At 72.8% G+C, this 12,795-nt stretch carries 14 protein-coding genes and 1 pseudogene; 8 read left to right on the top strand and 7 right to left on the bottom strand.

What is annotated here, in order from left to right; all coding sequences use genetic code 11:
* Positions 1-207 precede the first annotated feature (207 nt).
* Positions 208-414, top strand: a complete 207-nt coding sequence (locus ACLJTM_RS04165; RefSeq protein ID WP_411101941.1) for a hypothetical protein — start codon at positions 208-210, stop codon at positions 412-414.
* Here ACLJTM_RS04165 and snpA read toward each other — a convergent pair.
* A complete protein-coding gene (gene snpA, locus ACLJTM_RS04160) occupies positions 411-1,067 on the bottom strand; it encodes a snapalysin (protein ID WP_411101940.1) in 657 nt (218 codons plus the stop codon). The genes ACLJTM_RS04165 and snpA overlap by 4 nt on opposite strands.
* 207 nt (positions 1,068-1,274) lie before the next feature.
* Between snpA and ACLJTM_RS04155 the strand changes: the two genes are divergently transcribed.
* The 3 genes from ACLJTM_RS04155 to ACLJTM_RS04145 all read left to right on the top strand — a co-directional run bounded on the left by ACLJTM_RS04155 (position 1,275) and on the right by ACLJTM_RS04145 (position 5,112).
* A complete protein-coding gene (locus tag ACLJTM_RS04155) occupies positions 1,275-2,264 on the top strand; it encodes a LysR family transcriptional regulator (RefSeq protein ID WP_411101939.1) in 990 nt (329 codons plus the stop codon).
* A 996-nt stretch (positions 2,265-3,260) separates the two neighbouring features.
* Positions 3,261-4,166 (top strand): hypothetical protein, encoded by a 906-nt coding sequence (locus ACLJTM_RS04150; protein ID WP_411101938.1) that lies wholly within the window; start codon positions 3,261-3,263, stop codon positions 4,164-4,166.
* A gap of 1 nt (position 4,167) precedes the next feature.
* A complete protein-coding gene (locus tag ACLJTM_RS04145; RefSeq protein ID WP_411101937.1) occupies positions 4,168-5,112 on the top strand; it encodes a helix-turn-helix transcriptional regulator in 945 nt (314 codons plus the stop codon).
* Between the two features lie 18 nt (positions 5,113-5,130).
* Here ACLJTM_RS04145 and ACLJTM_RS04140 read toward each other — a convergent pair whose 3' ends face one another.
* From ACLJTM_RS04140 to ACLJTM_RS04125, 4 genes are all read right to left on the bottom strand, one after another.
* Positions 5,131-5,700 carry a Clp protease N-terminal domain-containing protein gene (locus ACLJTM_RS04140; RefSeq protein WP_411101936.1) on the bottom strand — a complete coding sequence of 190 codons (570 nt, stop codon included), beginning with the start codon at positions 5,698-5,700 and terminating at the stop codon, positions 5,131-5,133.
* Positions 5,700-5,909 (bottom strand): helix-turn-helix domain-containing protein, encoded by a 210-nt coding sequence (locus ACLJTM_RS04135; RefSeq protein WP_411101935.1) that lies wholly within the window; start codon positions 5,907-5,909, stop codon positions 5,700-5,702. The genes ACLJTM_RS04140 and ACLJTM_RS04135 overlap by 1 nt, the downstream gene beginning before the upstream one ends.
* A gap of 65 nt (positions 5,910-5,974) precedes the next feature.
* Positions 5,975-6,937, bottom strand: a complete 963-nt coding sequence (locus ACLJTM_RS04130) for a zinc-binding dehydrogenase (protein ID WP_411101934.1) — start codon at positions 6,935-6,937, stop codon at positions 5,975-5,977.
* A 164-nt stretch (positions 6,938-7,101) separates the two neighbouring features.
* Positions 7,102-8,304 carry an NADP-dependent malic enzyme gene (locus ACLJTM_RS04125; protein WP_411101933.1) on the bottom strand — a complete coding sequence of 401 codons (1,203 nt, stop codon included), beginning with the start codon at positions 8,302-8,304 and terminating at the stop codon, positions 7,102-7,104.
* Between the two features lie 523 nt (positions 8,305-8,827).
* On the opposite strand from ACLJTM_RS04125, the gene ACLJTM_RS04120 reads away from it, so the two are divergent.
* The 3 genes from ACLJTM_RS04120 to ACLJTM_RS04110 are packed head-to-tail and all read left to right on the top strand — an operon-like array spanning position 8,828 to position 11,512.
* Positions 8,828-9,772, top strand: a complete 945-nt coding sequence (locus tag ACLJTM_RS04120) for an ABC transporter substrate-binding protein (RefSeq protein ID WP_411101932.1) — start codon at positions 8,828-8,830, stop codon at positions 9,770-9,772.
* Between the two features lie 28 nt (positions 9,773-9,800).
* A complete protein-coding gene (locus ACLJTM_RS04115) occupies positions 9,801-10,748 on the top strand; it encodes an amino acid ABC transporter permease (protein ID WP_411101931.1) in 948 nt (315 codons plus the stop codon).
* 11 nt (positions 10,749-10,759) lie between these two features.
* Positions 10,760-11,512 (top strand): amino acid ABC transporter ATP-binding protein, encoded by a 753-nt coding sequence (locus ACLJTM_RS04110; protein ID WP_411102274.1) that lies wholly within the window; start codon positions 10,760-10,762, stop codon positions 11,510-11,512.
* Positions 11,513-11,630: 118 nt separating this feature from the next.
* Here the strand turns inward: ACLJTM_RS04110 and ACLJTM_RS04105 are convergent.
* Positions 11,631-11,741: pseudogene (locus tag ACLJTM_RS04105) on the bottom strand (SAM-dependent methyltransferase); the annotation flags it as partial.
* A gap of 97 nt (positions 11,742-11,838) precedes the next feature.
* Between ACLJTM_RS04105 and ACLJTM_RS04100 the strand changes: the two are divergent.
* The gene (locus ACLJTM_RS04100; protein ID WP_411101930.1) at positions 11,839-12,465 is read left to right on the top strand and encodes a CGNR zinc finger domain-containing protein; all 627 of its coding nucleotides are present in this window, start codon (positions 11,839-11,841) and stop codon (positions 12,463-12,465) included.
* On the opposite strand, the gene sodX is transcribed toward ACLJTM_RS04100, so the two are convergent.
* On the bottom strand, positions 12,369-12,791 hold the full coding sequence (gene sodX, locus ACLJTM_RS04095; protein WP_411101929.1) for a nickel-type superoxide dismutase maturation protease: 423 nt from the start codon (positions 12,789-12,791) through the stop codon (positions 12,369-12,371). The genes ACLJTM_RS04100 and sodX overlap by 97 nt on opposite strands.
* Between the last annotated feature and the right edge of the window lie 4 nt (positions 12,792-12,795).

The following is a 12,795-nucleotide window of genomic DNA, read 5'->3' as shown; positions in this document are numbered from 1 at the left end:
GGTCGGGGCTGAGCCGCGGGGCTGAGCCGGGGCCGAGGGGAGCTCCCGCCGACGTGCCCGCCCGCTCCCGACGGGGCGCGCCACCCGCCGGCGCCCGGCCCGCCGGCGGGCCCGGCGGGCTTCCCCGCCCGCGCAGCCGTCCCGTAGAGCGGCGGGCGCCGGACCGCAGACCCCGCCGGACGCGCAAAACCGGCCTACCGTGGAGGTATGGCCGGTGATGAGCAGCAGCGAGCGCACGAGAGGGCCGCTCCGCAGGCCGGGCACGGACAGCAGACGTGCCCGGCCTGCGGGGGCGCCGTCGACACGGTGGTCAGACGGCACAAGTCCCTGGGGGTCTTCGTACCGGAGTGGGTGCCGGGTCCCTGCCGGGACCGGGAATGCCTGCGGTACGCGCCCCCCGACGACCGGGGCTAGCCCTTCGAGCCCAGGCCGGAGGCGACCAGGCCGTTCGCCCACAGCTGGTTGACGCGCGACCGCTCGGCGCTGTTGGGGTTGGCGTTGGTGCACGAGGTGCCCGGTCCGCCACCCGACATCAGCTCGCTGCACGGACCCGAGTAGTGGTCCGGCAGGCCGAGCACGTGCCCCGTCTCGTGCGCGGTCACCCGGGTGGAGTTGTACTGCTGGTTCTGCCGGTAGTCGAGGAAGATGTAGCCCCGGCCGTGCCCGTCCGTGCTCGCGTACGAACCGCGCGAGTCGTTGCCCTCACGGTAGGAGAAGTTGCCGCCGGAGGAGACCTCCTGCAGTTTGACGTTGCTCACCGAGCTGTTCCAGATCTGCGTGGAGCGGGCTATCTGGGTGCGGAAGCTGGGCGCGCTGCGGGTGTTGTACGTGACCGTCACGGCCAGGACGCCCGGGTTGGCGGCGCGCTGTTCGGCGACCGAGCGCTGCACGGCGTCGAAGAAGGCGCGGTTGGCGGCCGCGTTCTCCTGCGAGCCCGCGTAGGCGGCGAAGCTCGCGGCGTTGCCGGAGACGGGGGCGGTCGCGGCGCTGGCGCTGGGGACGGCGCCGAGCGCGGCCATGCCGAGGCCGAGGGTGGCGGCCAGCACGGCCTTTCGGGAGTGGCGCATGTGGGGGGCTCCTACTCATCCGGTGCGGGGGGTGGGTCGTTCGGTACCGGAGTCTGCGGGAGCCGATGGGCCGGGCGGATGATGTCAGCCACCGATAACGCGGGGCTATCGGGAAGTTTTCGGATGGCCGACTACGAGGAGAATGGCGGGATTCGAGGGGCTATAAGTGGCTGGTGCGCTCCACCCGGCCCGCCCTACCCTCGGGACATGGAGCTCGAGGTGAGGCACCTGCGCGCGCTGTGCGCCATCGCCGACGCCGGCAGCCTGCACAAGGCGGCGCGGCAACTCGGCGTGAGCCAGCCCTCCCTGACGACCCAGCTGCGCAGGATCGAACGGGCCCTGGACGGCGAGCTGTTCCTGCGTGAGCGCACCGGCTGCCGCCCCACCCCCTTCGGCCGCACCGTCCTGGGCCGCGCCCGTCCCCTGCTCGCCGAGATGGCGGCGCTCGTGGCGGAGGCCCGGGCGCTCGCCGTGGGGCCGCGGCTGCGCATCGGCTCCACGGCCAGCCGCGCCCTGCCGGGCTGGCTGCGCCGGCTGCACCGCCGGCTTCCGGACACGGAGACCTCCCTGGTGGTCGACGTCTCGGCCAACGCCCTGCTGCGGATGGTGGATGCGGGCCAGCTGGACGTCGCCTTCGTGCACGAGGTGGAGGGCAGCCCGCTGCGGGTGCCGGCCGGGCTGCAGTTGCACGTGCTGATGGAGCGCGAGCCGCAGTTCGTCTCGATGGCCCGGGACCATCCGGCGGCCGGCCGGCCGGTGGTGGAGTTACAGGACCTGGCCGGCGACCGGTGGACCGTGGACCCCTCGGTGGACGGTGAATGGGACGGCCTGCGGCGGATCTTCGCCGGGGCCGGGCTCGCGCCGCCGGTGCTGCACGCCGACTACCACACGGCCACGTCGCTGATCGTCTCCGGCGAGGCGGTGGCGCCCTGCCAGCCCACCTCCGTGCCCCGGGAGGACATGGCCATCAGACCGCTGTCGGGCGACCCGCTGGCCGTACGGCTCCTGCTGGCGACCCGGCCGGGCGCCCACGCCGAGGTGTACGAGGACCTGCGCGCCGCTTACCTCGAAGCCGCCCTGCGCACGCCCCCGTACCGGGCCTGGCTCCACCGCCACGCGAGCCCGCTGCTTGCGGGCAACCCGCCCGGGCCGGATGCCGAGTCCGTGCCGGGCCCGCCGGGAGCGGAGGCGGCCTGAGGGGGCCGCCCGGCGCCCGCGCCCCCGCGCCGCCGCTGCCCGGGCCTCCGCCCAGGCCCCGGCGGCGCGGGTGGTCCCTGCGTCCGCGGCGCCGCCCGGGGCTCCGCCCTGGACCCCGCGCCGCCGGGGCCCGCGTTCCCGCGGCGCCCCTGCACGGGGCTCCGCCCCGGACACCCCGCGCAGGTGGTCCCTGCGTTTCTGCGGCGCTGGCTGCACAGGGCTCCGCCCTGGACCCCGCGCCGCCGGTGCCCGCGTTCGTGCGGCGCCGCTGCGCGGGGCTCCGCCCAGGCCCAGGCGCGGGTGGTCCCTGCGTCCGCGGCGCCGCCCGGGGCTCCGCCCAGGCCCCGGCACGGGCGGGCCCTGCGTTCCCGCGGCGCCGCTGCCCGGGCCGCCGCCCAGGCCCCGCGCCGGCGGCGCCTTGCGAGCCTGCGGCGCCCCTGCCCGCGGCTCCGCCCAGGCCCGGGCGCGGCCGACGCCTGCGTTCCCGCGCCCGCTCGGGCCTCCGCCCGCCCCGGCGGCGCGGGTGGTCCCTGCGTTCCTGCGGCGCCACCCGGGGCTCCGCCCGACCCCGCGCCGCCGGTGCCCGCGTTCGTGCGGCGCCGCTCCCTGGGCCTCCGCCCCGGACCCCGCGCAGGTGGTCCCTGGTCTCTGCGGCGCTCGCTGCACAGGGCTCCGCCCCGACCCGTTGCCGCCGGGGCCTGCGCTCGTGCGGCGCCGCCGCCCGGGCCTCCGCCCAGGCCCCGGCACGGGTGGACCCTGCGTTCCCGCGGCGCCGCCCGGGGCCCCGCCCCGTCCCCTCGCCTCAAGCGACGGCGGGGGCTCGGTGTGCCTGGGCGCGGGGTGGAGCGGTGCTTCTCGGGACCCTTTCGCGTCCCCGGCCCCGAGGGGGCCCGTGCTTGACTTGGTCGCGCCGCGATATATCGTGTTGTGCAGAAGACGCGATATGTTGCGTGCGTCGAGACCCGGTCCGTGAACGCACGAGGAGGATCAGCAGCCATGGCAGAGCAGACGACGTGGTCCGTCGCGGAACCCCAGAAGCTCACCTTCGAAGAACCGGTGACCGAGCTCCACGTCCGCCTGGTGAGCGGCGCCGTCAATGTCGTCGCCGCCGAGGACGGCCCGGTCCGGCTGGAAGTGACCTCGGTCGAGGGCCCGCCCCTGCAGGTGGTGCAGGAGGGCGGCTCCCTGACCGTCTCCTACCAGGACCTGCCCTGGAACGGCTCCCAGGGCCTGCGCGCCTGGTTCGAGTCCAAGCCCTGGAAGGCCTGGTCGGGGTCCTCGCCCCGCAAGGCGTGGGAGCGCAGCGCCGCCGTCACCCTCACGGTCCCCGCCGCCACCCGCGTCCAGCTGGCCGCGGTCGACGCCACGGCCTTCGTCTCGGGCATCTCCGGCGGCACCGACGTCAACGGGGTCTCCGGCGACGCCACGCTGGTCGCCCTCTCCGGCCGGGTCAAGGCGCACACCGTCTCCGGCAGCGTGGAGGCCCAGTCCGTCACCGGCGACCTCGCGTTCCACTCCGTCTCCGGCGGGCTGACGGTGGTCGACGGCGCGGGGGTGAGCGTACGGGCCGACTCGGTCAGCGGGGACATGCTCATCGACCTGGACCTCGACCCGGGCGCCTCCCGCCCCGTGGACATCGCGCTCAACTCCGTCTCCGGCCAGCTCGCCATCCGGCTGCCGCACCCCGCCGACGCCCGCGTGGAGGCCAACACGGCCACCGGCGGCGTCTCCAACGCCTTCGAGGACCTGCGGGTCTCCGGCCAGCTCGGCACCAAGCGGATCACCGGCACCCTGGGCTCCGGCACCGGCACCCTGCGGGCCACCACGGTCTCGGGAGCCATCGCGCTGCTGCGCCGCCCCGCCGCGGACACCCCCCTGACGCTCGACAAGAAGGTGATCTGACATGCCGCCCGTCTTCGCCCACGGCCGCCTGCGCCTCTACCTGCTCAAGCTGCTGGACGAGGCCCCGCGCCACGGGTACGAGGTGATCCGGCTGCTGGAGGAGCGCTTCCAGGGCCTGTACGCGCCCTCCGCCGGCACCGTCTACCCGCGGCTTTCCAAGCTGGAGGCCGAAGGCCTGGTCACCCATGCCAGCGAAGGCGGGCGCAAGGTGTACTCCATCACCGATGCCGGCCGCGCCGAGCTGGCCGACCGAGGCGGCGAACTGGCCGATCTGGAGCTGGAGATCCGCGACTCGGTCTCCGAACTGGCCGCCGAGATGCGCGACGACGTCCGCGGGGCCGCGGGCGAGCTGCGCCGCGAGATGCTGGCGGCGGCCTCCGCCTCGCAGACCCGGGTCGAGGACGAGTCCTGGAACGCCGCCAAGGAGGAACTGCGCAAGGCCAGGCAGGAGTGGAAGGACCAGGCGCGCCGGGCGAAGGACGAGAGCCGCCGGGCCCGCGAGGAGGCCCAGCAGGCCCGCCGCCAGGCCAAGGAGGCCCAGGAGCGGGCCCGTGAGGAGATCCAGCGGATCGCGGTGCAGCTCCAGGAGCAGTTCGCCGCATCCGGCGGAGTCCTCGGCAGCCTCGCCGGGGCCTGGCTCGGGGGCGGCCCCGGTACGGCTGCCTCCGCCCCGTCCGCCGGTTCCGGCGCCCCCGCCGCGGCGCCCGGCGCAGCCGCCCGCGCCGCGGGACCGGACCGGGCTGCCGCGGACCCGGACTGGGCCGGCGACCTCACACCCACCGGAGACCCCGCCCGGGACCTGGACCGGCTGCTGGACCGCTTCCGCGACGAGGTGCGGGACGCCGCACGGGACCACGGCGTCACCCCGGACCGGCTGGCCGCGGCCCGCGCCGAGCTGTCCGCGGCCGCCGCCGGACTACTCCGCACCTTCCGGTCCGCCCCCTGACCCGTACCCGCGGGGGTGTCAGGCCGCCAGGCCGGACGAGGCCGCGGCGTAGGTCACGCCGTGGTCCGTGAGGACCTCGGCGGCCGGGCCGGGCCGGGAGAGCAGGGCGAGGAGCAGGTGGCGGCTGCCGATGTGGCGGTCGCCGAGGCCGATGGCGATCCTCAGGGACTGCTCCAGGACCTTCTTCGAGCCCGGAGTGAAGGGGACGTGGCCGGCGGGCCGGTCGGCCGGTCCGCCGCGGCCCAGGGCCGAGCGGAGCGAGGCGCCCAGGCTGCGCCTGCGCGGCGCACCGGCCGCCAGGGCGCCCTCGCCGTGGGCCTCCTCGATGTGGGAGACGATTTCCGTGAGGTCGATGCCCAGACCCGCCAGGGCCTCCTCGTCGGCTCGGGACATGCCGCCCCGGCGGCGGACCGCTGCGAGGTCCGCGGCCACCGCGGCCCGGTCCACGCCCAGGGGGTCGAGGGCGCCGAGGGCGAGCAGGGCGAGGAGCAGGTGCTCCTCGGTGACCGCGGGCGCCCCGGCTCCGCGGGCCTCGGCGGCCGCGCCGGTCACCGTGGCCCGGGCGTCACGGGTGAAGCGTTCGAACATCAGAGCCTCCCGTATTTCTTGTGCACGGCCTGCCGGGTGACGCCCAGCTCGGCCGCGATCTCCTGCCAGGACCAGCCCTGCGCGCGGGCGCTGCGTACTTGTACGGCCTCCAGCTGCTCCAGCAGCCTGCGGAGGGCGGCCACGGCACGCAGGCCCACACGCGGGTCCCGGTCACCGGCCCGCTCGGCGAGATCAGTGGCTTCGGTCATGGGTGTCAATGTAGGTTGACAGGGGAGAAGTGTCAACCCACATTGACGCCCGGCCTGGCGCGCCGCTACGTCGTCAGGACCACCTTGCCGAAGAGGTCACCCGACTCGAGCTTCGCGAAGCCCTCGCGGGCCCGGTCCAGCGGCAGGACCTCGTCGATCACCGGCCGGAGCCCCGTCGTCGCGCAGAAGGACAGCAGGTCCTCCAGCTCCTCCTTCGAGCCCATCGTCGAGCCGACCACCTTGAGCTCCAGGAAGAAGATCCGGGTCAGCTCGGCGTGCGCCGGGCGGTCGCCGCTGGTCGCGCCGGAGATCACCAGGGTGCCGCCGGGGCGCAGGGCCTTCACCGAGTGGGACCAGGTGGCCGCGCCGACCGTCTCGATCACGGCGTCCACCCGCTGCGGCAGCCGGGCGCCGGGCTCGAAGGCCTCCAGCGCGCCCAGTTCCACGGCCCGCTTGCGCTTGGCCTCGTCCCGGCTGGTCGCGAAGACCCGCAGGCCCGCGGCCCGGCCGAGGGCGATCGCGGCGGTGGCGACCCCGCCGCCCGCGCCCTGCACCAGGACGGAGTCCCCGGGCCGGACCCCGGCATTGGTGAACAGCATCCGGTACGCCGTCAGCCACGCGGTCGGCAGGCAGGCGGCCTCCTCGAAGGACAGCTCGGCGGGCTTGCGCAGGACGTTCCATGCCGGGACGGTCACCTGCTCGGCGAAGGTGCCCTGGTAGCGCTCGGTCAGGATCGAGCGGGGCTCGTCGGGGCCCACCCCGTGGCCGCTCTGCCCGATCACGGAGTGCAGGACGACCTCGTTGCCGTCCTGGTCGGTCCCGGCGGCGTCGCAGCCGAGGATCATCGGGAGTTTGTCCTCGCCGAGGCCCACCCCGCGCAGCGACCACAGGTCGTGGTGGTTGAGGGAGGCGGCCTTGACGTTCACGGTCACCCAGCCGGGCCGGGCCCCGGGAGCGGGGCGGTCACCCAGCTCCAGGCCGTTCAGCGGCTGGTCACGGTCGATTCGGGCGGCGTAGGCAGCGAACATGCCGCGACGCTACCGCTCGGTAGCTTCCGGTGCCAGCCCCTGTTTCGCCACATGGCGCGGCGGACCGCCGGCCGCGGGCCCCGCCACCGGCCCGGACGCGCGAAGGGGCCCGGCCGGATCACTCCGGCCGGGCCCCTTCCCGTACCCGCACGCGCTTGCGCCCGTCAGGCGAGGCGCGCCACGCCGTCGGCCTTGGCGGCGGCCGCGACCGCCGAGGCGACGGCCTCGGCCACGCGCTCGTCGAACGGCGACGGGATCACGTAGTCGGCGGCGAGCTCGTCACCCACGACGCCGGCGATGGCGTCGGCGGCGGCGATCTTCATGCCCTCGGTGATCCGGGTGGCACGCACCTTGAGGGCGCCCGCGAAGATGCCGGGGAACGCCAGCACGTTGTTGATCTGGTTCGGGAAGTCCGACCGGCCGGTGGCCACGACCGCCGCGTACTTGTGCGCGACGTCCGGGTGGACCTCCGGGTTCGGGTTGGCCATGGCGAAGACGAAGGCGTCCTTCGCCATCGCGGCCACCGCCTCCTCGGGCACCGTGCCGCCCGAGACGCCGATGAAGACGTCCGCGCCGGCCAGGGCCTGCTCCAGGGAGCCGCTCTGCCCGGTCCGGTTGGTCAGGCCCGCGATCTCCGCCTTGACGTCCGTCAGGTCGGAGCGGTCCGCCGAGACGACGCCCTTGCGGTCGGTGACGCAGACGTCGCCGATGCCCGCGTCCACGAGGATCTTGGCGATCGCGATGCCCGCGGCACCCGCGCCCGAGATCACGGCCCGCAGGTCGCCGAGGGTGCGACCGGTGAGCTTCGCCGCGTTGCGCAGCGCGGCCAGCGTCACGATGGCCGTGCCGTGCTGGTCGTCGTGGAAGATCGGGATGTCCAGCGCCTCCTGGAGGCGCCGCTCGATCTCGAAGCAGCGGGGAGCGGAGATGTCCTCCAGGTTCACCCCGCCGAAGGACGGCGCGAGACGGATGACCGTCTCCACGATCTCGTCCGTGTCCTTGGTGGCGAGCGCGATCGGAACCGCGTCCACCCCGCCGAACTGCTTGAAGAGGATGGCCTTGCCCTCCATCACGGGGAGGGAGGCTTCGGGACCGATGTCACCGAGTCCGAGCACGGCCGTGCCGTCGGTGACGACGGCGACCACGTTGGACTTCCAGGTGTACTCGTTCACCAGCTCCGGCTGCTCGGCGATGGCGCTGCACACCTTCGCCACGCCGGGCGTGTACGCCAGGGACAGGTCGTCCTTGTCGTTGACCGGCACCGTGGCCTGGATGGCCATCTTGCCGCCCCGGTGCAGCGCGAACACCGCGTCCGGGTTGTTGTCCGTCGCACTGTCGCTGCGAGGGTTGACGATCTCCGCTGCCACTTTGTGTGACCCCTTAGGTCCTTTGATCATTGAGGGTGGCCACTCCTGGTTAAGGGGTGGGCGGGCACCGCGTCCGTACTCCGCATCGACGGTTGGCCCGTCTCCGCAGAGGGGAGGTTCGTACGCGCGGGCGCGCCGCACGCGCGCCCTGAGCCCCGGATGAGGGGTGTAAAGGTCTGTTCTACCCGAAGAACCGTCACCCAGACGAGTCGATTCCTGCTCGACCATAGGCTGCTTGTCCGGGTTTTGGCTAAAAGTCCAAACCTCCGTGTCCAGTGGGCGAGACGCACCGCAAATCATCCTCCCAAACTGGCTGGTCACGGCGTTTTGTGCGGCTCAGATGGCCCTTGTCCGCAGTCCTGTTGGGGAGTCGGGGGTGTCCGTTATCTGATTTTGACCTGCTGGGCAGCCTGAATGCGCCAGTCCGAATGGCAAGATGCCGTAATCACACAAGGTCGCGACACTCGATGGTGCGTGCACGACCGTTTTTCGGTGCTTTTCCACCAGCCGGAGGAACCCGCTCATGACCGCAAGCATCACCCGTCGTACGACCGCCGCCCGGTCCCGGATCGCCGCGGTCGGCGCGATCGCGGTCGCCGGCGCCCTGGTCCTCACCGGCTGCGGCGACCAGACCGACAGCGGTTCTGCGAGCAAGGAGAAGACCAGCGACGCCCCGCTGTTCTCCAAGCTGCCCAAGAAGATCCAGGACGCCGGGGTCGTCAAGGTCGGCACGGACGCCGCCTACGCCCCCATGGAGTTCACCGAGGGCGGCAAGATCGTCGGTGTCGACCCCGACATCGCCGAGGCCCTCGGCAAGCAGCTCGGTGTGAAGTTCCAGTTCACCTCCGGCACCTTCGACGGCCTGATCACCTCGCTGGAGACGGGCCGCCAGGACGTCGCCATGTCGTCGATCACCGACAACAAGAAGCGGCAGGAGGGCCTGGACGACAAGGGCGCCAAGATCGGCAAGGGCGTCGACTTCGTCGACTACTTCTCCTCCGGCGTCTCGCTCATCCTCAAGAAGGGCAACCCGGAGGGCGTCAAGTCGCTCGACGACCTGTGCGGCAAGACCGTCGCCGTTCAGCGCGGCACCATCTACGAGGACACCTTCAAGGCCCAGGCCGAGAAGTGCGGCGACAAGAAGCTCACCATCGAGGCCTTCGACACCGACGCCGAGGCGCAGACCCGCGTCAAGGCCGGCGGCGCCGTGGCCGACCTGAACGACTACCCGGTCGCCGCGTACATCGCGAAGACCTCGGGCGGCGGCAACGACTTCGAGGTCGGCGGCCAGCAGGCCGACGTCGGCCTCTTCGGCATCGCGGTCTCCAAGGAGAACACCCAGCTGCGCGACGCCCTCAAGGAGGCCCTGGACGCCATCATCAAGGACGGCTCCTACGGCAAGGTCCTGGAGAAGTGGGACGTCAAGGGAAGCGCAGTTCCGTCGGCCACGATCAACGCCGGTCAGTGATCGAGCGCTCCACTGAAGGGCAGTCACCGTGACTGACAAGATCGACAAGGGTCCGGCCGAAACTCCGGCCGGACCCGGCGCCCCGGGCACCCCCTACGAGGCGATCAAGGCCATCCCCGTACGGCACTACGGCCGCTGGATCAGCGCCGTCGTGGTCGCCGTGCTCCTCGCCTGGCTGATCTACGCCTTCTCCCAGGGCAAGGTCATCTGGGGGACCGTCGGCGACAAGCTGTTCGACCCCTCGGTCATCGCCGGCCTCGGCAACACCGTGGTCATCAGCATCACCTCGATGGCGCTGGGCCTCGTGCTCGGCATCCTCTTCGCCGTGATGCGGCTCTCGAACAACCCGGTCACGAGCTTCGTGTCCTGGCTGTACATCTGGTTCTTCCGCGGCACCCCGGTCTACGTGCAGCTGCTGGTGTGGTTCAGCCTCCCGCTGATCTTCCAGTACATCAACCTGGGACCGATCTACAAGAACGAGACCGTCGACGTCATGACGCCGTTCATGGTCGCCCTGCTGGGCCTCGGCCTGAACGAGGGCGCCTACATGGCGGAGATCGTCCGGGCCGGCATCCAGTCCGTCGACGAGGGCCAGAGCGAGGCCTCGCACGCGCTCGGCATGACCCGTACGCAGACCATGCGCCGGATCGTGCTGCCGCAGGCGATGCGCGTGATCATCCCGCCGACCGGCAACGAGTTCATCAACATGCTGAAGACCTCGTCCCTGGTCTCGGCGGTGCAGTACACCGAACTCCTGCGGGCCAGCTCCAACATCGGCTCCACGGCCGGTGCGGTGATCGAGATGTACTTCGTCGCGTCCATCTGGTACCTGGCTCTGACCAGCGTGTTCAGCGTCGGCCAGTACTACCTGGAGCGCCGCTACGCCCGCGGTTCGCTGCGCACCCTGCCGCCCACGCCGCTGCAGCGGCTGAAGGCCAACCTGAACATGTTCCGCCGTACGGAGGTGGCGAAGTGACCGCCCAGCCGATGGTCAAGGCCGAAGGCGTCCACAAGTCGTACGGCCCGGCCCACATCCTGCGCGGCATCGACCTCGAGGTCGCCCCGCGCGAGGTGTTCTGCCTGGTGGGCCCGTCCGGCTCCGGCAAGTCCACCTTCCTGCGCTGTATCAACCACCTGGAGCGCATCAACGCCGGCCGGCTCTCGGTCGACGGCCAGCTGGTGGGCTACCGGCAGAAGGGCGACAAGCTCTACGAGCTGAAGGACAGCGAGGTCGCGGCCCAGCGCCGGGACATCGGCATGGTCTTCCAGCGCTTCAACCTCTTCCCGCACATGACGGCCATCGAGAACGTCATGGAAGCGCCCGTCATGGTCAAGGGCGAGTCCAAGGCGGTCGCCCGGGAGCGGGCGGTCAAGCTCCTGGACCGCGTCGGCCTCGGCGACAAGGGCGGGAACTACCCCACCCAGCTCTCCGGCGGCCAGCAGCAGCGCGTGGCGATCGCCCGCGCGCTGGCCATGGAGCCGAAGCTGATGCTGTTCGACGAGCCCACTTCGGCGCTCGACCCGGAGCTGGTCGGTGACGTCCTCGACGTCATGCGCGGCCTGGCCGAGGACGGCATGACCATGATCGTGGTCACCCACGAGATGGGCTTCGCCCGCGAGGTCGGCGACAACCTCGTCTTCATGGACGGCGGCGTGGTCGTCGAGTCGGGCAACCCCCGCGACGTGCTCGGCAACCCGCAGCACGACCGGACGAAGGCGTTCCTCTCCAAGGTCCTGTAAGCAGGACCCGCGGACGGACGAGGGGCGGTACGGGAACCCGTACCGCCCCTCGCGCATGTCCGGCCGCACCCGCTCCCGCCACCGGCCCGGCTGCGTGCCCGGGGGGCGCGCCCGGCGGCGCCCGGTCCGGGTCCGCGCCCGCAGTCGTCGCATCCGGGAACCGCCCGAGGGCGCGGTCCGTGATACTTCCCGTACCGCACGCGAGGTCCGGCACCCGGGGCGCGGGGCCGGCTCCCGGCTGTCGTCACGAACCCCTCCACGCGTAATACCCTCGAACGTGTCTCAGCCGTTACCGAGACACCAAGCCGCAGCCGTAAGGACTACAAGTGGAACTGGCCCATTACTCGGACTACGCCGTGCGCCTGGTCAACACCGAGGAGCCGGCCCGCAGCAAGGACTCGCTCACCTCGGTGGACGCCGTCCGCACCCTCTTCGGCGCCAGCGAGCACATGGCCCGCCGCGTCACCGACACCGACGTGACCCGCTTCCGCAACGTCCGCGGCCGGCTGCGCGCCGTCTTCGAGGCGGCCGACGGCGGCGACCACGTCCTCGCCGTCGACCTGCTGAACTCCCTGCTCATGGAGTTCCCGGTGAGCCCCCAGGTCAGCGGCCACGACCTGCTCACCGACGGCGGCCCCCACTGGCACATCCACCTCGCCGACCACCCGTCGAACGCGTCCGCGGGCTACGCCGCCATCGCCTCCATGGGCCTGGCCTTCCACCTCACCGAGCACGGGCCCGACCGGCTCGGCCTGTGCCAGGCACTGCCCTGCCGCAACGCCTACCTCGACACCTCCACGAACCGGTCCCGCCGCTACTGCTCCGACCGCTGCGCGACCCGGGCCAACGTGGCCGCCTACCGGGCCCGCAAGCGCCGCGAGGCCGAGGGGTCCGCCCGCAGCGGCCGCAGCGCGGACACCGCCCAGGACAGCCGCGCCCTCAGCGAACGCTGATCCGCCGCGGGCGGCCGGAACCGCAGCACGGCTGTCGCCAGCACCAGTTCGTCCGGCACCGGCCCGTAGTCGGAGCTGTCGCCGGTCTCGTTGAACGGGTTGTCGCCCAGCACCCACCAGGAGCCGCCCGGCCGCCGCTCCACCGCCCGCTTGACCACCAGCAGGTCCTGCTGGAAGGGGTGCCGCAGCACCACCACGGCGCCCCGGCGGACGGCGGCCCCGTACCGGACCACCAGCCGGTCCCCGTGGAGCAGTGTCGGAACCATCGAGGGACCCGACACCTCCAGCACCTCGAACGCACACCGTCGGCGGCGGTTGTCCACCATGAGC

The organism is Streptomyces sp. cmx-4-9, assembly GCF_046548835.1.
Taxonomy (GTDB): domain Bacteria; phylum Actinomycetota; class Actinomycetes; order Streptomycetales; family Streptomycetaceae; genus Streptomyces.
Note: the sequence above shows the minus strand (reverse complement) of the source record. Positions and strands in the feature narration are given on the sequence as shown.